The organism is Streptomyces sp. RKAG337, from assembly GCF_023701715.1.
In the GTDB taxonomy this organism is placed as follows: domain Bacteria; phylum Actinomycetota; class Actinomycetes; order Streptomycetales; family Streptomycetaceae; genus Actinacidiphila.
Genome location: NZ_JAJOZA010000001.1, coordinates 4,129,316 through 4,147,769 on the forward strand (window position 1 = coordinate 4,129,316; position 18,454 = coordinate 4,147,769).

The window sequence follows — 18,454 nt, forward strand, 5'->3', positions numbered from 1 at the left end:
TCCGTCCGGGCGGCGGCGCTCCCATCGGGAGGCGGCAAGACGGTGGATCTTACGCTCCCGCCCGCCGCACCGCGAATGCTTTTTCCCGCAACCGGGGCGGCACCTCGGGGGGCCTCAGGGTTCACCCCAGGTGCGCCCTAGGGGACGGACGTCAACCCAGAGGCGTACGTGACACGGGAGACTTCAGACTTCCGCCCGATGTACTGCAAACGGCGGATTTCCTACCGTAGGGATATGACCACAGAAACCTTCACCCCAGGCCCCTCCGCCGCCGGCAGCACCGCCCTCGGCACCCACCACGAGCACCCCCGCCACCTGCTGGGAAGCACCCTGCGCGCCGTCCGCGTCTTCGCGCAGACCGCCGTCGAGGTCGTCCTCCTCGGCAGCGAGGGCAAGCACCGCTGACCCAGGACGGAGCACGGCCCCCACCCGGCGGTCCACTAACGTCGCGGCGGTGACCGCTCTCAGCGAGGTGCACCCGGCGCCACCCTCCGTACGCGCTGCGTCCCGCCGCCTGCTGCTCGTCCTGGCAGCCCTGCTGGCCCTCGCGCTGGCCCTCGCCGGATACGCGCTCTTCTTCTCGAGGTATCCGGTCCCGATGGCGGACCTGCTCGTCTACCGGGCGGAAGGCGCCGCCGTCGCCGCAGGCCAGGACCTCTACGGCTTCCGCGTCACCCGGTGGAACCTCCCGGCGACCTACCCGCCCTTCGCGGCGCTGCTCTTCGTGCCCACCACCTGGCTGCCCCTCGGCGCTCTGCGCGGCGGCTTCGTGCTCGGCAACCTCGGGCTGCTCGCCGCCCTCACCCACCTGTCGCTGCGCTGCACGGGCCGCCCCCGCGCCGCCTGCCACCCGGCCGCCCTGATCGCGCTGCCCGCCGGCGCCCTGTGCCTGGAACCCGTCTTCCAGACGTTCGTCTACGGCCAGATCAATCTGGCGCTCGCCGTCCTCGTCCTGTGGGACCTGTCCCGGCCCGACGGCGCCCGCGGCAAGGGCTTCGCCGTCGGCATCGCCGCGGGCATCAAGCTCACCCCCGCGATCTTCGCCGTCTACCTCGCCCTGACCGGCCGCACCCGCGAGGCCATCACCGCGGCCTGCGCCTTCGCCGGCACCGTCCTGGTCGGCATCGCCGTCCTGCCCGGCGCCTCCGTCGACTTCTGGACCACGCGCCTCTACGAGACCGACCGCGTCGGCAAGGCCTGGATCGTCGACAACCAGTCCCTCCAGGGGCTGCTCGCCCGGCTCCTGCACACCGAGCACCCCGGTCTCGTCTGGGTGGCCGCGGCCGCGCTCACCGCCGCCGCGGGCCTCGCCGTCGCCACGTGCGCCGCCCGGCGCGGCCTCGAAGCGTGGGGGGTACTCTGCGCGGCCGTCACCGCGCTCCTGGTCTCCCCGATCAGCTGGTCGCACCACTGGGTCTGGTGCGTCCCGCTCCTGGCCCTCCTCGCCGCCCACACCCGTGGCGTCCCCTGGCGCCGCGCCGCGGTCCTCGCGACCGCCGTCGCCTTCGCCTGCCGCAGCATGTGGCTCACCCCCCACCAGGGCGACCTCGACCTCCACCTCCCCTGGTGGCAACAACCCCTCGCGTCCCCGTACCCGCTCCTGGGCCTGGCCTTCCTGGCCGGCACGGCGTTATGCCTGCGGCGGGCACGGGGGCGCGGCGGCGTTAGGTCAGCAGCTCGTCCGCGTCCATGATCCGGTAGGCGTACCCCTGCTCGGCCAGGAACCGCTGCCGGTGCGCCGCGAAGTCCTGGTCGATCGTGTCCCGCGCCACCACCGAGTAGAAGCGCGCCTCGTGCCCGTCCGCCTTCGGCCGCAGCACCCGGCCGAGCCGCTGTGCCTCCTCCTGGCGGGAGCCGAACGTGCCGGAGACCTGGATCGCGACCGTCGCCTCCGGCAGGTCGATCGAGAAGTTCGCCACCTTGGAGACCACGAGCACACTGATCTCGCCCTGCCGGAAGGCCTCGAAGAGCTTCTCGCGCTGGGCGTTCGACGTCTCGCCCTTGATCACCGGGGCGTCCAGATGCTCCCCCAGCTCGTCCAGCTGGTCGATGTACTGCCCGATCACCAGCGTCTGCTCGCCCGCGTGCTTCGCGACGAGCGCCTCCGTGACGCGCCGCTTCGACGCCGTCGTCGCGCAGTAGCGGTACTTCTCCTCGGGCTCGGCCGTCGCGTAGGCGAGCCGCTCCGTGTCGGTGAGGTTGACGCGGACCTCGACGCAGTCGGCCGGAGCGATGTAGCCCTGCGCCTCGATCTCCTTCCAGGGCGCGTCGAAGCGCTTCGGGCCGATGAGGGAGAAGACGTCGGACTCGCGGCCGTCCTCGCGGACGAGGGTGGCCGTCAGGCCCAGCCGGCGCCGCGCCTGGAGGTCGGCGGTGAACTTGAAGACCGGCGCGGGCAGCAGGTGCACCTCGTCGTAGACGATCAGGCCCCAGTCGCGCGAGTCGAAGAGCTCCAGGTGCGCGTAGACGCCCTTCCGCTTGGTCGTCAGCACCTGGTACGTGGCGATGGTGACCGGGCGGATCTCCTTGCGGGTACCGCTGTACTCGCCGATCTCCTCCTCGGTCAGCGTGGTCCGCTTGATCAGCTCGTGCTTCCACTGCCGGGCCGAGACGGTGTTGGTGACGAGGATCAGCGTCGTCGCCTTGGCGGTCGCCATGGCACCGGCCCCGACCAGCGTCTTTCCCGCTCCACAGGGCAGCACCACGACACCCGAGCCACCGTGCCAGAAGCCCTCGACGGCCTGCTGCTGGTACGGGCGCAGCGCCCAGCCGTCCTCCTTGAGCTCGATCGGGTGCGCCTCGCCGTCGACGTAGCCCGCGAGGTCCTCGGCGGGCCAGCCCAGCTTCAGCAGCGTCTGCTTGATCTGGCCGCGCTCCGACGGGTGCACCACGACGGTGTCCGGGTCGAGCCGGGCGCCGACCAGCGGCTGGACCTTCTTCGAGCGGAGGATCTCCTCCAGCACCGGCCGGTCGGTGCTGGTCAGGACCAGCCCGTGGACGGGGTGCTTGCTGAGGGTGAGACGGCCGTAACGGTCCATCGTCTCGGCGACGTCGACGAGCAGCGCGTGCGGGACGGGGTAACGGGAGAACGCGACGAGCGCGTCCACGACCTGCTCCGCGTCGTGCCCGGCGGCCCGGGCGTTCCACAGGCCGAGCGGGGTCAGCCGGTAGGTGTGGATGTGCTCGGGAGCACGCTCCAGCTCCGCGAACGGGGCGATGGCGCGGCGGCACGCGTCCGCGCGCTCGTGGTCGACCTCGAGGAGCAGCGTCTTGTCGCTCTGGACGATGAGAGGCCCGTTGTTCAAGTGCCACACCCTTCGGTTCGTGATGGAGGCAAGCCTCCAGTGTCGCGCATCCCGGTCATCGGCAGTGGCGGCCGCTGCGTACGACCGCGGGCAGGGGGTAGACGCCCCCTCGACCTGGATGGGGGGAACGCATGACCCGCACGGATCTGTTCCAGCCGGCCCGCGATCGTCTGAAGGCGAAACGCACGCCCAAGCCCCGGTCGAAGGCGGCCGGGGCCCGATGGAAGCCCACGTCGTGGAAGCCCGTGGGGAAGAGCACCCGGAAGCCGGCCGCGAAGCGGGTGCCGAAGCCGCGGACGAAGCCGGTGTCCCGGCCTGCCCGCGACCCCCGCGACGAGCCCCGCGAGCCCCGATCGTTCGCCGCCGGCCTGACGCGCGCGCTGGTGATGGTGCTGGCCTTCGTCTTCATGGTCGGTTTCGCCGTGGTGCTGGCGAAGCTGACGCTGCAGCCGTCGCCCGCGTCGGTCAAGCTCATCCACACGAATCTGCGGCCGGGCGACTCCATCCGCCAGTACATCGACCAGCCGGCGTTCCGCGACACGGTGAAGCAGATCGGCGGCAACCTGGTACTCGGCGTGCCGTTCGGGATCCTGCTGCCGGTGCTGTTCCCGAAGACCCGTGGTCTGCTGCGGGTGGTGCTGGTGACCGCGGTGGTGATGGTGCTGGTCGAGGCGGCGCAGGGGGCGATCGTGGAAGGCCGGGCCTTCGACATCGACGACGTCATCCTCAACACCACCGGCGCGCTGATCGGCTATCTGCTGCTCGGCCGGCGGCTGGGCCGGGCCCTGCATCCGCGGCGCCACCACTGGTGGCAGCGGCGGCAGCCGTCCGACGGTGAGGGTAGCGGGCGCCGCCTGAGCAGGCGGGAGACGACCTGACGCCGCATTGCCGGTCCGACACGCCATCGCCTGTCTGACACGGCATTGCTTCCTCAGGCCGGGTCGTCGGCCAGTTCGGAGACGCCGGTGATGCGGTGCAGGGCGAACGTGCGGACCTCGTCGGCGGTGTGGTCGTAGGCGGTGACGAAGCCGCCCTCGACACGCACCGGGCCGATGACGCGCTGGCTCGCCGCGCCGTCCGCGTTCACGTAGCCGATCCAGAGCGAGTCGCCGGTCAGTACGGCGGCCTGCATCGTGGCGAGGGTCTCCGCCGCGGCGGTACGCGGCAGCCCGCCGCTGGCCGCGGGTGCCGGGACACTCTCGCGGTGCACGGCCGTGGAGGCCCGGTCGCCGGCCCTGATCGCCTTGACCGCGGCGCCGAGCAGTGTGCCGTCGGGGACCGGCGGTCCGTCGGTGACGGGGGTGGGCGCGGCCCGTCGCGGGGTGCGGACGGCGTCGGCGCGGGTGATGACGACATCGCCTTCGGCGGATTCCGCGGCCGGCGCGAAGCCCATCGCGCGCAGCCGCTCCAGCAGTGTTTCCGGCGCGGACTGGGCGGCGAGCACGGTCGGCGCGAGGCGGCGCAGGCCGAGGCCGGAGGCCCTGCGGTCCGCGAGCAGCTCGCTGAGCAGCGCGTCGTCGTCGCACCGCAGGTACGCGGAGGCCGCGCCGACGCGCAGCCGGCCGTGCCGGCGGGCCACGTCGTCGATCAGATAGCTGAGCGGCTGCGGTACGGACGTCCGTGAGTGCTCGGCGAGGAAGGCGTGCAGGTCGGCGGCCGTACGCCCCGCGTCGAGCGCCCGTCGCACGGACTCCGGCGTGAACCGGTACACCGTCGCCCCGCCCTTGGACTCGATGTCGGCCAGCACGCCGATCATCTCCGCGAGCGGTGCCTCCAGCGGGCCGGGCGCCACGGCGGTGAGGTCCGCCTGCAGCAGCACGTGGTTGAGGGGTTCGGGGAGGAGCGGCGCGAGGCGGCTCGCGGCGGCAGCGGCCGCCGCCGCGGTTTCGGCGGGGGTGGTGGCCGCGTTCGTGGCTGCGTTCAGGGCCGCGTTCACGTTCACGATTGCGTTGACGTTCGCGTTCGCGGAGGTGCGGCGGCGCGGCACCGTCGGGGCCGGCTCGACCAGCGCGCGGGCGTGTCCGGCCAGCGCGCCGCGGCCGGTCAGACCGAGGAGCTCGGCCTCGGAGACGGTCCAGCGCAGCAGCTCAGCGCGCAGCGCGTCCGTCCCCGATCCGCCGCGCAGCGGCCGGTCCCAGCGCAGCCGGTCGAGCAGTTCCGCCGGGGCGGCGGAGGCTCCCTCGGGGAGTGCGGTGAGCAGTTCCAGAACGCGCCGCCGGACCTCGGGCGCGAGGGAGCGGTCCAGTTCGGGGCCGAGCGCGGACAGCGCGCGCCCCTTGGAGTCACGGCTGCCGACCAGGCCCGCGGTGCGGGTGGCGGACAGCCAGGCCGCGGCGAGCGCCGTCCAGCGCTCCTGCGCGGGCAGCCGGAGCCAGTCGTCCGACGCGGGCGTCGGCGCGTACGCCTCGTCCAGCTCGCCGTCCGAGGCCAGCAGGCCCGCCGCGTACGCCAGTTCCAGCCAGAACGCGGCCATCGTCTCGGACACGTCCAGCGTCGTCGCCACCCGCTTCAGGTCGCGGACGCTGACGCCGCCGGCCCGCATCACGGGCGGGCCGCCGGTCTCCCACGCCTTGAGCAGTTCCTCGACGGTGCGGACGGCGTTGAACGCCTGGCCGGCGGCGGTGCCGTCCACAGCCTGTGGAGAGTGTTCGACGGGCGTGACGGCCGGCGGCGCCGGCTCGACGGTGCGGTGCGCGCGGCCCGCCCGCAGGTGCAGGGCCGCTTCGCGGGGGAGCACGACGTTGTGCTGCCCGGCGGGCAGCAGCAGACCGCGGGCCAGCAGCCACTGCACGGGCGTGGTCGCGGTGGCGGCCCGCACCGGCGCGATGGCGTCGCCGACCTCGCCGTACGGCGGGCCCCACGCCAGCTTGCCGAGCGCGCCGGTGGCGCCGTCCGGCGCCGTGGCCAGCAGTTTCTTCATCCGCTTGCGGTCGCTGAACAGGTCGGCCAGGGCCGCCACCGCGCTCATCGGGTCGTGGGTCGCGGGCAGCCCCGCGTCGGCGAGGATCTCCTGCAGCCGGGCCGGCGACATGCCGGACGTCGCTTCCGCGACGGACGGGCCCAGGCCGGTGGGCGACGGCACGGACGCCGACGGCGCGAGCAGGTCTCGGGCGGTACGCACCAGCCGCAGCCGGTCCTCGCCGCCCCACACCAGCCCCTGGGCGCGCAGGCTCTCCACGGCGTGCGGGAGGGCCGCGGCGGTCGCCTTGTCGGCGGCGTCGCCCGTCATCAGGGCGCGGAGTACGGAGTAGGCGCCGCCGTCGGGCATGACGGCGAGGGCTTCGGCGGTCTGCAGCGTGAAGCGGTCGAGCCGCTCCAGGGCGCGGACGACGGAGGCGCGGGTGGCCGCGCGTGTCGCGAGCTGCGTCAGGTCGTTCGGAACCGGACTGAGCAGGTCCGGGCGGGCGCGGAGGAGCGTGGCCAGCGCTTCGTCGCCGCGGGCCCGCAGATCTTCTGCCAACGTGCGGGGTGCGCCGCCGGTCACGGTCGGCTGCCGGGCTTGCCGGGCTGCTGCTCAGTGGTCATCCGTCCCACATTACCGGTCCCCTGGGGCGGGTGGTTGGGGGTGCGGGGGACGGGTCCTCCGGGGCGGGGCTTCGAAATCGACTATTTACGGGCGTGGCCGCCCACAAATAGCTCGGCAGCATTTCGAAACCCCACCCCTGCGGCCCCGTCCCCCTCACGTCACAGCCCACCTGTTGGCGCGGCCCGGTGTCTGTGAGGTGCATTCGCGACGGCAGTGGTGGGGGCACCCCCGGCCGAAGGTTGGGGGAGGGTGGGGAAAAGCCCGCCGCAGGCGGGACGGGGGTGCGGGCACCGACGTACCGCACCCCCGCCGGACGCGACGGCCCGCGCGGGCCGTCGCACGACGTACCCCCTGCCGGAAGGCACAAGGGCGGGTGGGCGGGCAAAAGCCCGCCGCAGGCGGGAGGGGGTGCGGGAGCTGACGTACCTGTCGCTCGCCGCAGGCGGGGTCGTGGAGGGAGCCGGCCGCAGGTCAGATGCGGCGGCTGCGCCAGAAAACGTAGAGCGCCGAACCGACGGCCGCCACCCTGACCACCACCGGAAGCCCGTCCTGGAGCGCCTGGCCCATCGTGCCCTGGGGCACGGGCTCGCCCCACTTGCCCGCGGTCCGGCCCCACAGCCAGACGAGCAGGCCGGCCGCCGCCATGCCGGGGATGCCGAACACCGCGAACTTCGCCTGATTGCGCGACAGGCGGCGTGAGAAGTACGCGACGAGCCAGCCCAGACCCAGCGGGATCCACGAGCCGAGCACCGCGCCCGCCACCAGCAGGGCGCCGGCGAGCAGCAGCATCGGGTTGGCTCGGCCCAGCGGTTCCCGTACCTCCCGGATCCGGCGGCGCCGCAGCAACCGCCGGCGTGGCGCGGCCTCCTCGGTCTCCTCCTCCAGCACTTCCTCTTCGAGCGCCTCGGCTTCCTCCTCCTCTTCGTCCTCCTCGTCGAGGTCGAAGTCGAAGTGCGCCCCGCCCGTCATGCCGGGCAGTCCCGTCAGCTCGTCCCCCGGCCGGCCGGCCGGTGCTCCGACGCTCCACCAGTCGGGCTCGCCCGGCGCGTCGTCCCGCTGCTGGGGGACCTTCCGGAAGGACGCAGGCCGCTCCGACGGTCCCTGCGGCCGGCCGGCCGCGGCCTCCACCACCTCGTCCGGTGAACCCAGCCGCCCCAGGATCCGCCGCACCGCCGCCGGAGTGTCCGCGGCGCCGGGACCCGAGGTGCTGACCCGTTCCCGGTCGATGTCACGGCGCAACTGCGCCACGAGCCGCATCCGTTGGGCAGCGGGCAGCGTCGTCTGTGCCAGGTCACCGACCCGGCTCAAGTAGTCGAACACGAGCTGGTCGCTCTCGACACCCATCCGCCCCACCGCCCCGACCGCTTGCTCCACCGCTCGGTCGAAGGTACCGCGACGCCTCCCGTCGGCGGGAGACGATCGCCTCCGGCGGGGGCGCGGGTACGACGGTTCGCGCGGGCCGCTCGCGCCACGCGCCGGTTCTCCGAGCAGGTCGTTGTGCGGTACATCGATAGGCGGGGGTTCGCTCAGTGTGCGGGGGGTGCCGGGTGAGAATGGCGGTATGACTTCCGTTGCGCATGTTCCCGGTGCTCCCACGATCACGGTCGGCTTCGATCTCGACATGACCCTCATCGACTCCCGGCCCGGCATCAAGGCCGCGTTCGACCGGTTGTCCGCGGAGACCGGAGTCTTCATCGACTCGGAGCTGGTCGTCACCCGGCTCGGGCCGCCGCTCGACCAGGAGCTCGCCCACTGGTTCCCGGCCGACGCCATCGCGGAGACCGCCGACCGCTTCCGCGCGTTGTACCCGGACTACGCCATCGCGCCGACGCCCGCGCTGCCCGGAGCCCGTGCCTCCGTCGACGCCGTGCGCGCGGCCGGCGGCCGCGCGGTCGTCGTCACGGCCAAGTACGAGCCCAACGCCAAGCTGCACCTGGACCACCTGGGCATCGAGGCCGAGGTGCGCGGCTGGCTGTGGGCCGAGGCCAAGGCGGAGGCGCTGCTCGAATACGGCGCCTCGATCTACGTGGGCGACCACACGGGCGATGTGCGCGGCGCCCGTGTCGCGGGCGCGCTCTCCGTCGCCGTGACCACCGGGCCGTGCGACGCGGCGGAGCTGCGGGCCGCAGGCGCGGATGTGGTGCTGGACAGCCTGACCGAATTCCCCGCCTGGTTCGCCGGCTACGCGCCCGCGGCCGCCTGACCCTCGCGGGCTTCCTGAACCCGGCGCTTCTGCGCGAGAGCGGAGCGCAGCAGCCCGCCGAGCGCCAGCGCCAGACCGGCGCCCATCAGCATCGACACGAAGTACGCGGGCGTCGGCAGCGGGTCGGAGCCGAGGAACAGCGGAACCATGGTGGCCAGCGTGCTCACGGCGCCCACGAAGAAGACGATCGCGCCGACGCGCACCAGGACGTCGCCCGCCCCGCGGGTTTCGGACGTTGCGGGGGTCGTCCCCCGGGAGTGAGGTGTGTTGGTCACCCGACCAGGGTAGATCGGGTCCAGAGAGATGGGGGACCACGGCGTCTTGTCACGGGCCATCGGGCCAATAGGCTGGTAGCACGAGCAGGTCCGGTCAGGACGGGCCTGCCGCACTGCTATCCAGGGCCCTTTCGGGGGCTTTACGAGCGATGAGGACGAGGTCGGACGTGCCTACCGGCAAGGTCAAGTGGTTCAACAGCGAGAAGGGCTTCGGCTTCCTCTCCCGCGATGACGGCGGCGACGTCTTCGTGCACTCGTCGGTGCTGCCCGACGGGGTGGCCGCGCTCAAGCCCGGCCAGCGTGTGGAGTTCGGAGTCGTGAACGGCCAGCGCGGCGAACAGGCGCTCTCCGTCACCCTCCTCGAACCCGCACCGTCCGTCGCGGCCGCCCAGCGCCGCAAGCCGGACGAACTGCTGCCCATCGTCCAGGACCTCACCACGCTCCTGGAGGAGGTGGCGCGCTCGCTGCAGCGCGGCCGCTACCCGGAGAAGACCCACGGCCACAAGATCGCGGGCGTGCTGCGCGCGGTGGCGGACCAGTTGGACGTCTAGGGATCGGTCGCAGCGGGGGTTCCGCAGCTTCAGAACGTCAGCGCGTCGGGGCCGAGGGGCGGTACCAGTCCCTCGGCAGCCGCGCGGGTGAGCAGCCCGCGGACGGCCGCGTAGCCGTCCTCACCGAGGTCGGCCGTGAACTCGTTCACATAGAGCCCGATGTGCTGGTCGGCGACCGCCGGATCCATCTCCTGCGAGTGCGCCAGCACGTAGTCGCGCGAGGGCGCCGGATCGTCCCACGCCATCCGCACCGACGTCCGGATCGCGTCCGCCAGGGCGTTCAGCTTCTCGGCCCCCAGCGACCGCTTGGCGATGATCGCGCCGAGCGGGATCGGCAGGCCGGTGGTGTCCTCCCAGTGCTCGCCCATGTCGGCGAGCTTGTGCAGCCCGTACTGCTGGTAGGTGAAGCGCGCCTCGTGGATGACCAGGCCCGCGTCGACCCGGCCGTCCCGCACCGCGGGCATGATCTCGTGGAACGGCATGACGACGACCTTGCCGATACCCTCCGGCACTTCGGCCGCCGCCCACAGCCGGAACAGCAGATACGCCGTCGAGCGCTCGCTCGGCACCGCGACGGTCTTCCCGGCCAGGCTCATGGGCTCGCGGGTCAGCACCAGCGGGCCGCAGCCGCGGCCCAGGGCGCCGCCGCACGGCAGCAGCGCGAACTCGTCCAGCACCCACGGCAGCACGGCGTACGACACCTTCAGCACGTCGTACGCGCACTCCGCGCCCTGTTCGGCCAGGGTGTTGGTGATGTCGATGTCCGCGAACGTCACGTCCAGGGCGGGCGCGCCCGGCACCAGGCCGTGCGCCCACGCGTGGAACACGAAGGTGTCGTTCGGGCAGGGCGAATACGCGATCTTCATGTCAGGTCCCCAGGTCCTCACCGTCGAGCGCCGCCGGGAGTTTCCCGAAAGCCCCGGTCAGCGCGGCGAGCGCCGCCCCGATCCGCCAGGCGGCGCGGTCCCGCGGGCCCACCGGGTTCGACACCGTACGGATCTCCAGCACGGGTACGCGGTGCGCCGCCGCGGCCTCCGCGACGCCGAACCCCTCCATCGCCTCGACGACGGCACCGGGATGGCGGTCCGCCAACTCGGCGGCCCGCTCGGCGCTTCCGGTCACCGTGGACACCGTCAGGACCGGTCCGTGGACCGCGCCCAGCGCCCGTGCCACGGCCGCGCTCAGCACGGCGGGCGGGCGGTGCTCGCTCACTCCGAAGCCCAGTTCCGCGACGGGCAGGAAACCGTCGGACGTCTGCGCGCCCAGGTCCGCCGCCACGATGGTCTCCGCGACGGCCACCGCCCCCAGGGGGGCGGCGGGCTGGAAGCCGCCGCCGATCCCGGCGGAGACCACCAGGTCGTACGGGGACTCCGCCCGGGCCAGCGCCGTGGCCGTGCCGGCCGCCGCGGCGGCCGGGCCGACCCCGGCGGCGATCACGTCGCAGTGCACCGCGGGGTGCGCGGCCGCGCGCAGTCCCGCGGTCACGGCATCCCGTTCCGCCGCCACCGCGGTCACCACCAGCAGACGCATCTCCGCGGACCCGCTATGCGGCCTTCTCCAGCTTGAACTGCCAGACACCGAAGACGTTGTCTGCGGTGGCGTCGGAGCTGCCGACGATGTTCAGCGTGGCGTTCTTCAGCGGCATCGAGCTGCCGGTCTGCGGGTCGCTGACCGTGAAGATCCCGGCGGACTCGGTGAGCGTCCAGTACGTCTCGTCCTTCAGGACGTCCGTCTTCTGGTTCACGCCCGAGGCGATCAGCCAGCCCTTCTCACCGATCGACGGGTCGACGCCGACCCGGATCTTCTCACCCGGCTTGACCTTGATCGTGTGCTTGGGGGCGGCGCTCAGGCACGCGATGAAGATCGCGCTCGGCAGTTTCTTGCCCTTGGCGTAGCACTTGGCAGTGGCCTCGGTGGTCACGGTCTTGGTGCCCACGGTCACGGTTGCCAGCGGGGTCGGCTTCTCACAAGCGGTGAGGAGGACCAGCCCGAGGGACACGGCACCGAGGGCGGCGGCAGCGCGGCGAATGCTCATGGAGGTGAGGCTACCGGGCGGTCGGCTTCCCGCCGCGCGGGGGTACGGCGTGGCGTCACGCCGCGGGAGGTCACGGGGCGGGGACGTCCGGCGGTCGGTGCGTCACGCCACGCGCGGGCGGGCCGTTCCGCGCCGGGCCGCGCCCATCAGGCCGCGGACCGACAGGACGAAGCCCACCAGCACCAGGCCGGCCGCCACCGCCATCCCCAGCGGACCGATCAGCGGCAGCAGTATCCCGAGCCCGCCGCCGACCACCCACGACAGCTGCAGGGCGGTCTCCGAACGGGCGAACGCCGACGTCCTGACCTCTTCCGGGACGTCGCGCTGGATGAGCGCGTCCAGCGACAGCTTGCTCAGCGCCTGGGCGATACCGGCCACCGCCGCGACCGCCGCGACCGTCACCGTGCCGTACATCAGCGCCGCGACCGTCGTCGCCGCGAGCGCGCCGATCAGCGCCATCGCGATGATGACCTCCGGGCCGCGGGACTTCAGCCACGCCCCGAGCGCGGTCCCCAGCGCGTTGCCCGCACCCGCCGCGACCGCCACCATGCCCAGCGAGAACGCCGGGGTCAGACCGCTGAACGGGTGCTCGCGCAGCAGGAACGCCAGGAACATCGTCAGGAAGCCGGACAGCGCGCGCAGCCCGGAATTGGCCTGCAGCGCGTGCAGCACGGACGATCCGACGCCCAGCAGCCCCGGCTTGCGTCCCGGCCCGCGCAGCCCGTCGCCCGGCAGTCCGGCGCCGGGCGTGTCGATGCCGTCGCCCGCACCGCCCGCGTCGGCGGCCCGCAGTTCGGCGAACCGCGCCTTCGCCTCGCCCTTCGCGGAGTCCACCTTGTGCGGCAGCGACATCGACAGCAGCGCCCCGCCCGCGAACACCACGAACGCCCCGTACAGCGGCCACTGCGGCCCGATCATGTGCAGGCCGGCACCGATCGGCGCCGCGATCGCCGTCGCCAGCAGTCCGGCCAGCGTGACCCGCGAATTCGCCTTCACCAGCGTGGTCTGTCCTGGCAGAAGTCTCGGCACGACGGCGCTGCGCACCACGCCGTACGCCTTCGACGCCACGAGCACGCCCAGCGCCGCCGGATACAGGCCGAGGCCCGCCGTCGTCACCACCGACGCCATCGTCCAGGCGAGCACCGCCCGCGCCAGCATCGCCATCGCCATGGCGGCCCGGCGGCCGTGCGTCATCCGGTCCAGCAGCGGGCCGATCACCGGCGCGAGCAACGCGAATGGCGCCATCGTGACCAGAAGATAGAGCGCCACCCGGCCGCGCGCCTCGCCGGTCGGTACCGAAAAGAACACAGTGCTGGCGAGAGCGATCGTGATCAACATGTCGCCCGCAGAATTCACCGCGTGCAGTTCGATCAGTTTCGCGAGTCCGGACTCGCCCGCCCCGTGGGCGTGCGTGGACCGCCGAATGCGGCGGCGCACGGCCCCACCGGACCGTTGCGCCGCGTTCACCAGGGCGCGTCCCGCCCTGCGAAGGGGCCCCGGGCCGGACTTCACTGCGCTTGCCACGAAGGCCATCCTGCCCCAAATGAGCTGCCTGTCACCCCCTCCTTTGCGCACGCGGTGCGCACGGGTAGCGTGCGATCGCGCAGAATGGGTGCCAACAGGTGCGCCCGAGGTCGTTCGGGTAGGGAAAGAAGCGTCGACGCGGTCCGCAGGTCCGCTCCGTTTTGGCCCCCGCCCGCCTCCGGCGGCGCACACGTGAGACGGCGTAACGGAGAGAATCGATTCTTGTGAGTGCTGCGATGCGAAGCCGTACCCCAGACCGCCTGTGCGCCGAGGCGGTCGATGTCGCGCTGGCTGTGACCGAGGAGGCCGCCGGGCCGCAATCGGTCGGCGAGCATCTTGGCGTCGTCGCCGAGGGCGACCGCGTCGTCACTCACTATTTCGCCTGCAAGGAACCCGCGTACCGCGGGTGGCGCTGGGCCACCACGCTCACCCGGGCCTCGCGCGCCAAGAACATCACGATCGACGAGACCGTGCTGCTGCCCGGCGACGACTCGATCCTGGCCCCCGAGTGGGTGCCGTGGAGCGAGCGGCTCCGCCCGGGTGACATGGGGCCCGGCGACCTGCTGCCGACCGAGTCCGACGATCTCCGGCTCGAACCCGGCTGGAGCGGCGAGGACGCGCCGCTGCCGAACTCCGTCGTCTCGGAGGAGCTCGCCGACGTCGTCGAGGCCGAGGACGCCGAGCTGTCCGGCCCTGCGGCCGCGCTTCCCGCGATCGGCAGCATCGGCGCGATCGCCGGGGAAATCGGGATGGGCCGGCGGCGTGTCCTCTCGCGGTACGGCCTGCACGGTGCGGCCGACCGCTGGGAGGAAGAGTTCGGCCCCAAGACGCCGATGGCCCAGGCGGCCCCGGCCAACTGCCTCAGCTGCGGCTTCTTCGTCCCGATCGCGGGCTCGCTGCGGCAGGCGTTCGGCATCTGCGCGAACGAGTTCTCGCCGGCGGACGGGCGTGTCGTGTCGCTGGGGTACGGGTGCGGGGGTCACTCGGAGGCGGCGGTGATGCCGAAGCCGCCGGTGCCGGCGCCGATGACTCTTGATGAGATCAACGAGGTGGATCCGCTGGTGCTGCATCCGGATCGGCAGGGGTCGGTGGAGGAGTCGACGCCGGCGGAGGAGCTGGGTCACTCGTAGGCCGTTGAGGGCTCCGGCGCCCGGGTCCTCTGGGCCGGTTGGTGGTTCCGGCGCCCTGGTCCTCTGGGCCGGTTGGTGGTTCCGGCGCCCGGGTCCTCCGGGGGAGGGGTCCGAAATCGACTATTTACGGGCCCTGGGGGCCCACAAATAGCTCGGCAGCATTTCGGACCCCTCCCCCTGCGGCCCCGGTCACCTGGCGTCACAGCCGGCCGGCGGGAGCACGGGTCGGCGGGGATCGACCGGCCGGGGTCGAGCCGGGTGCCGACGCACGTGCATCCGTGCCGGCAAAGGGCGGGCGGGTGGGGAAAGCCCGCTGCAGGCGTGACGGCGTCGCGGGGCCCGCGTACCCGCACCCCACGCTGCCGCAGGCGCAGGGGGCCGCGGGCACTCGCTGCCCGTCTGGACCCGGCCGGCAGGCCAAAGGGCGGGGGGGTGGGGAACAGCCCGCCGCAGGCGTGATGGCGCTGCGGGTGTCCGTGTACTCGCACCCCCCCGCCGCCCGTCTGGACCCGGCCGGCAGGCCAAAGGGCGGGTGGGTGGGGGAGAGCCCGCCGCAGGCGCAACGGTGCTGCGGGCGCCCGCGTACCCGCACTACCTGCCGGCAGGCGCTGATGCCCCGTACCCCCCATCGGCTGGCGCTGACGTACCCGCCCGGCCCGCCGGAGGCGCATGTAGCGATACCTTCCCCAGGCAGGGGATTACGCGAGGCGAGGGAGACACCGACGTGAGCGGCGCAGCGGCGGTACGGGAATCCGGTGGGGCAGCGGCGGCGGATGGTTTCGGGACGGGGCGGCTGCGCCGCGGTGTGCTGGACGCGTGGGCGGCGTCGGCGGCGCGGTTCAGGGAGGACGCCAACGCCGAGGAGGACCTGGCGCTCGGCGGCTACCGGGACCGGCTCGTCGTCGAGCTGGCGCAGAACGCGGCGGACGCCGCGGTGCGGGCCGGGGTGCGGGGCTGCCTGCGGCTGACGCTGCACGCGGCGGAGGGCGACAGCCCCGCCGTGCTGGCGGCGGCGAACACCGGGGCGCCGCTGGACGCCGCGGGTGTGGAGTCGTTGTCGACGCTGCGGGCGTCGGCGAAGCGGGAGGACGCGGAGGCCACCGTCGGCCGGTTCGGCGTGGGGTTCGCGTCGGTGCTGGCGGTGAGTGACGAGCCGGCGGTGGTCGGGCGCTCCGGGGGTGTGCGGTGGTCGCTGGCGGAGGCCAGGGCGCTGGCGGCGGAGACGCCGGGGCTCGCGGACGAGCTGCGGCGCCGGGACGGGCATGTGCCGCTGCTGCGGCTGCCGTTCCCGGCGGAGGGTTCGGCGCCGGACGGGTACGACACGGTCGTGGTGCTGCCGCTGCGGGACGGTGCCGCGGAGGATCTGGCGGAGCGGCTGCTGGCCGGGATCGACGACGCGCTGCTGCTGACGCTGCCCGGACTGTCCGAGGTCGTGGTCGACACGCCGGACGGCGTAAGGACTTTGACGCAGCGTCAGGATGATGGAACGGTCCTCGTGGAGGACAGCGCGGCGGGTGCCGCGACCCGGTGGCGGGTGGCGTCGGCGGCGGGTCCGCTGGCGGCCGGGCTGCTTGCGGACCGGCCGGTGGAGGAGCGGTTGCGGCCGGTGTGGTCGGTGACCTGGGCGGTGCCGGTGGACGGGGACGGTTCGCCGGGCCGGCCGCGTACGGCGGGCGTGGTGCACGCCCCGACGCCGACGGACGAGCCGCTGGGGCTGCCGGCGCTGCTGATCGCGTCGTTCCCGATGGATCCGAGCCGGCGGCACGCCGCGCCGGGTCCGCTGACGGACTTCCTGGTCGCGCGGGCGGCCGAGACGTATGTGGGGCTGCTGCGCGACTGGCAGCCGGTCGGTGTCGGCATCGTGGACCTGGTGCCGGGGCCGCTCGGCAAGGGGGAGCTGGACGCGGAGCTGCGCCGGCAGGTGCTGGCCGGCCTGCCCCGTACGGCGTTCCTGCCGCGGGCGGTGGCGGTGCCGAAGAGCGGCGACGCGCCCGAGGTGGCGGAGGGCCGGTGGGACGGCGGGGTCGGCGGTCCGGTGGTCGAGGGCGAGGCGCTGCGGCCGGTGGACGCCGAGGTCGTGGAGGGTGCGCAGGCGGAGGCCGTCAGTGTGCTCGCCGAGGTGTTCCCGACGCTGCTGCCGGCGAGTCTCGAGCGCCGCCCGGAGCTGCGCGCGCTGGGTGTGGCGCGGTTGTCGCTGGCCGACGCGATCGACCGGCTGGCGGGCGCCGAGCGCCCGGCGGTCTGGTGGCGCCGGCTGTACGACGCGCTGGCCGGCACGGATCCGGACCGGCTGACGGGCCTGCCGGTGCCGCTGGCGGACGGCCGGACGGTCGTCGGTCCGCGCCAGGTGCTGCTGCCGCTGCCCGACGGCGAGGTGGACCTCGCGCCGCTGGCCCGGCTGGGGCTGAAGGTGGCCGACCCCGAGGCGGTGCATCCGCTGCTGGAGAAGCTGGGCGCGCTGTCCGCGACGCCGAACGCCGTGCTGACGACCCCGCAGGTGCGGGCGGCCGTCGCCGGTTCGCTGGATTCGGGGGAGATCTGGGACGAGGACGGCCTGGACGCCGATGAGCTGGCGGAGGTCGTGCTCGGGCTGGTGAAGGCGGCGGGTCTCGCGCCGGGTGATGAGCCGTGGCTCGGGGCGCTGGCGCTGCCCGACGACGAGGGTGAGCTGGCCCCGGCGGGCGAGCTGGTGCTGCCGGGCAGCGCGCTGGAGCAGGTGCTGCGGGAGGGCGAACTGGCCCCCGTGGACCAGGAGCTGGCGGACCGCTGGGGCGAGCAGCCGCTGACGGCCGTGGGGGTGCTGGCGACGTTCGCGCTGGTGCGGGCGGCTGACGTGGTGCTGGATCCGGACGAGCTGGAGCCGCGCGAGAGCGACTGGGCCGAGCCGGACGACGTCGGTCTGCTGGACGCCGTCGACGTGTGGTGCGAGGACGTGCTGGACCGGCTGCCGGAGACGGATGTCCCGCCGGTCGCCACGGAGATCGTCGCGGTCCGGGATCTGGATCTGGTGGACGACGACGCGTGGCCGCAGGCGCTGGCCATGCTGTCCAGGCCGCCGCTGCGCGACGCGATCACCGCGCCCGTGCGGGTGCTGCTGCCGGACGGTACGACCGAGTCGGTGCGTGCGTACTCGGCGTGGTGGCTGCGCGACCACCCGGTGCTGGACGGCCGCCGCCCGGTCGGTCTGCGGGCCGCCGGGGGCGATCCGCTGCTGGCGGGGCTGTACGACGAGGCCGATGTCGACGTGGACGAGCAGGTGCTGCGCGCGCTGGGCGTCCGGACGACGGTGTCGGCGCTGCTCGACGAGCCGGGCGGCGGGGCCGAGCTGCTGGCGCGGCTGGCCGACCCGGACCGGCCGGTGACCTCCGCCCAGCTGCTGCGGCTGTACGCGGCGCTGGCCGCGCTCGACCCGGAGCAGGTGACGCTCCCGGACGAGCTGCGGGCCGTCGTCGACGGTGAGGTGCGGGTCGTGGACGCGGCTGACTCGCTGGTCGCGGACGCCCCTGACCTGCTGCCGCTGGCCGCCGGGCAGCCGCTGCTGCCGGTGCCGCCGTACCGGGCGGGGGATCTGGCGGAGCTGTTCCAGGTCCGCCGGCTGAGCGAGGCGTACGACGCGCCGGTGGTCTCCGAGGGGGAGACCCACGACGTTCCGGCGGCCGTGCACGAGCTGCTGCCGACGGCTCCCCGGTCGTACGTCGAGCACGAGGAGCTCGTGGTGGCGGGCGGCACGGAGCTGGACTGGCGCTACGTCGGCGGCGTCCTGCACGCCGCGACCGTCGAGGGTGTCGCGGCCGGGCTGGCGTGGGCCGCGGGGCAGTGGCAGCGCCGCTTCGAGCTCGCGGCGCTGCTGGAGGACTCGTCCCGCACGGAGGAACTGGCCCGCGCCCGCTGGTTCGATTAGATCT

At 73.7% G+C, this 18,454-nt stretch carries 15 protein-coding genes; 7 read left to right on the forward strand and 8 right to left on the reverse strand.

What is annotated here, in order from left to right; all coding sequences use genetic code 11:
- The first annotated feature begins 234 nt into the window (after positions 1 to 234).
- Together LNW73_RS18435 and LNW73_RS18440 are read left to right on the forward strand one after the other, a co-directional pair.
- Positions 235 to 405, forward strand: coding sequence for a hypothetical protein (locus tag LNW73_RS18435; RefSeq protein ID WP_187144921.1), 171 nt, complete (start codon positions 235 to 237; stop codon positions 403 to 405).
- A gap of 49 nt (positions 406 to 454) precedes the next feature.
- A complete protein-coding gene (locus LNW73_RS18440; RefSeq protein ID WP_250990657.1) occupies positions 455 to 1,693 on the forward strand; it encodes a glycosyltransferase 87 family protein in 1,239 nt (412 codons plus the stop codon).
- On the opposite strand, the gene LNW73_RS18445 is transcribed toward LNW73_RS18440, so the two are convergent.
- Complete coding sequence (locus LNW73_RS18445; RefSeq protein ID WP_250976426.1) at positions 1,665 to 3,305, reverse strand: DNA repair helicase XPB; 1,641 nt, start codon at positions 3,303 to 3,305, stop codon at positions 1,665 to 1,667. The genes LNW73_RS18440 and LNW73_RS18445 overlap by 29 nt on opposite strands.
- Before the next feature lie 131 nt (positions 3,306 to 3,436).
- Between LNW73_RS18445 and LNW73_RS18450 the strand changes: the two genes are divergently transcribed.
- Positions 3,437 to 4,183, forward strand: a complete 747-nt coding sequence (locus tag LNW73_RS18450) for a VanZ family protein (protein WP_250990658.1) — start codon at positions 3,437 to 3,439, stop codon at positions 4,181 to 4,183.
- Positions 4,184 to 4,236: 53 nt separating this feature from the next.
- Here LNW73_RS18450 and LNW73_RS18455 read toward each other — a convergent pair whose 3' ends face one another.
- Positions 4,237 to 6,765, reverse strand: coding sequence for a helicase-associated domain-containing protein (locus LNW73_RS18455; RefSeq protein ID WP_250990659.1), 2,529 nt, complete (start codon positions 6,763 to 6,765; stop codon positions 4,237 to 4,239).
- Positions 6,766 to 7,302: 537 nt separating this feature from the next.
- Positions 7,303 to 8,205 carry a hypothetical protein gene (locus LNW73_RS18460; RefSeq protein ID WP_308407685.1) on the reverse strand — a complete coding sequence of 301 codons (903 nt, stop codon included), beginning with the start codon at positions 8,203 to 8,205 and terminating at the stop codon, positions 7,303 to 7,305.
- Positions 8,206 to 8,392: 187 nt separating this feature from the next.
- Here LNW73_RS18460 and LNW73_RS18465 point away from each other — a divergent pair, with 187 nt between their 5' ends.
- Entirely contained in the window at positions 8,393 to 9,034 is a 642-nt protein-coding gene (locus LNW73_RS18465; RefSeq protein WP_250990660.1) for an HAD family hydrolase, read from the forward strand.
- Here LNW73_RS18465 and LNW73_RS18470 read toward each other — a convergent pair.
- Positions 9,013 to 9,309, reverse strand: coding sequence for a hypothetical protein (locus LNW73_RS18470; RefSeq protein ID WP_250990661.1), 297 nt, complete (start codon positions 9,307 to 9,309; stop codon positions 9,013 to 9,015). The genes LNW73_RS18465 and LNW73_RS18470 overlap by 22 nt on opposite strands.
- 167 nt (positions 9,310 to 9,476) lie before the next feature.
- On the opposite strand from LNW73_RS18470, the gene LNW73_RS36020 reads away from it, so the two are divergent.
- Positions 9,477 to 9,860 carry a cold-shock protein gene (locus LNW73_RS36020; RefSeq protein WP_138358916.1) on the forward strand — a complete coding sequence of 128 codons (384 nt, stop codon included), beginning with the start codon at positions 9,477 to 9,479 and terminating at the stop codon, positions 9,858 to 9,860.
- A 29-nt stretch (positions 9,861 to 9,889) separates the two neighbouring features.
- On the opposite strand, the gene LNW73_RS18480 is transcribed toward LNW73_RS36020, so the two are convergent.
- From LNW73_RS18480 to LNW73_RS18495, 4 genes are all read right to left on the reverse strand, one after another.
- Positions 9,890 to 10,726 carry a 1,4-dihydroxy-6-naphthoate synthase gene (locus LNW73_RS18480; protein ID WP_250976422.1) on the reverse strand — a complete coding sequence of 279 codons (837 nt, stop codon included), beginning with the start codon at positions 10,724 to 10,726 and terminating at the stop codon, positions 9,890 to 9,892.
- Position 10,727: 1 nt separating this feature from the next.
- A complete protein-coding gene (locus LNW73_RS18485; RefSeq protein ID WP_250990662.1) occupies positions 10,728 to 11,390 on the reverse strand; it encodes a futalosine hydrolase in 663 nt (220 codons plus the stop codon).
- A 13-nt stretch (positions 11,391 to 11,403) separates the two neighbouring features.
- Complete coding sequence (locus LNW73_RS18490; RefSeq protein ID WP_250976421.1) at positions 11,404 to 11,895, reverse strand: hypothetical protein; 492 nt, start codon at positions 11,893 to 11,895, stop codon at positions 11,404 to 11,406.
- Between the two features lie 102 nt (positions 11,896 to 11,997).
- Complete coding sequence (locus tag LNW73_RS18495; protein ID WP_250976420.1) at positions 11,998 to 13,428, reverse strand: MFS transporter; 1,431 nt, start codon at positions 13,426 to 13,428, stop codon at positions 11,998 to 12,000.
- 227 nt (positions 13,429 to 13,655) lie between these two features.
- On the opposite strand from LNW73_RS18495, the gene LNW73_RS18500 reads away from it, so the two are divergent.
- Complete coding sequence (locus LNW73_RS18500; RefSeq protein ID WP_250976419.1) at positions 13,656 to 14,549, forward strand: DUF3027 domain-containing protein; 894 nt, start codon at positions 13,656 to 13,658, stop codon at positions 14,547 to 14,549.
- A gap of 724 nt (positions 14,550 to 15,273) precedes the next feature.
- Entirely contained in the window at positions 15,274 to 18,450 is a 3,177-nt protein-coding gene (locus tag LNW73_RS18505) for a sacsin N-terminal ATP-binding-like domain-containing protein (RefSeq protein WP_250990663.1), read from the forward strand.
- Positions 18,451 to 18,454: the final 4 nt, after the last annotated feature.

Bases quoted from the DNA above. Each gene is read 5' to 3' on its own strand.
- LNW73_RS18435 (WP_187144921.1), top strand. From the start codon at position 235: ATGACCACAGAAACCTTCACCCCAGGCCCCTCCGCCGCCGGCAGCACC.
- LNW73_RS18450 (WP_250990658.1), top strand. From the start codon at position 3,437: ATGACCCGCACGGATCTGTTCCAGCCGGCCCGCGATCGTCTGAAGGCG.
- LNW73_RS18465 (WP_250990660.1), top strand. From the start codon at position 8,393: ATGACTTCCGTTGCGCATGTTCCCGGTGCTCCCACGATCACGGTCGGC.
- LNW73_RS18480 (WP_250976422.1), bottom strand. From the start codon at position 10,726: ATGAAGATCGCGTATTCGCCCTGCCCGAACGACACCTTCGTGTTCCAC.
- LNW73_RS18485 (WP_250990662.1), bottom strand. From the start codon at position 11,390: ATGCGTCTGCTGGTGGTGACCGCGGTGGCGGCGGAACGGGATGCCGTG.
- LNW73_RS18490 (WP_250976421.1), bottom strand. From the start codon at position 11,895: ATGAGCATTCGCCGCGCTGCCGCCGCCCTCGGTGCCGTGTCCCTCGGG.
- LNW73_RS18495 (WP_250976420.1), bottom strand. From the start codon at position 13,428: ATGGCCTTCGTGGCAAGCGCAGTGAAGTCCGGCCCGGGGCCCCTTCGC.
- LNW73_RS18500 (WP_250976419.1), top strand. From the start codon at position 13,656: ATGCGAAGCCGTACCCCAGACCGCCTGTGCGCCGAGGCGGTCGATGTC.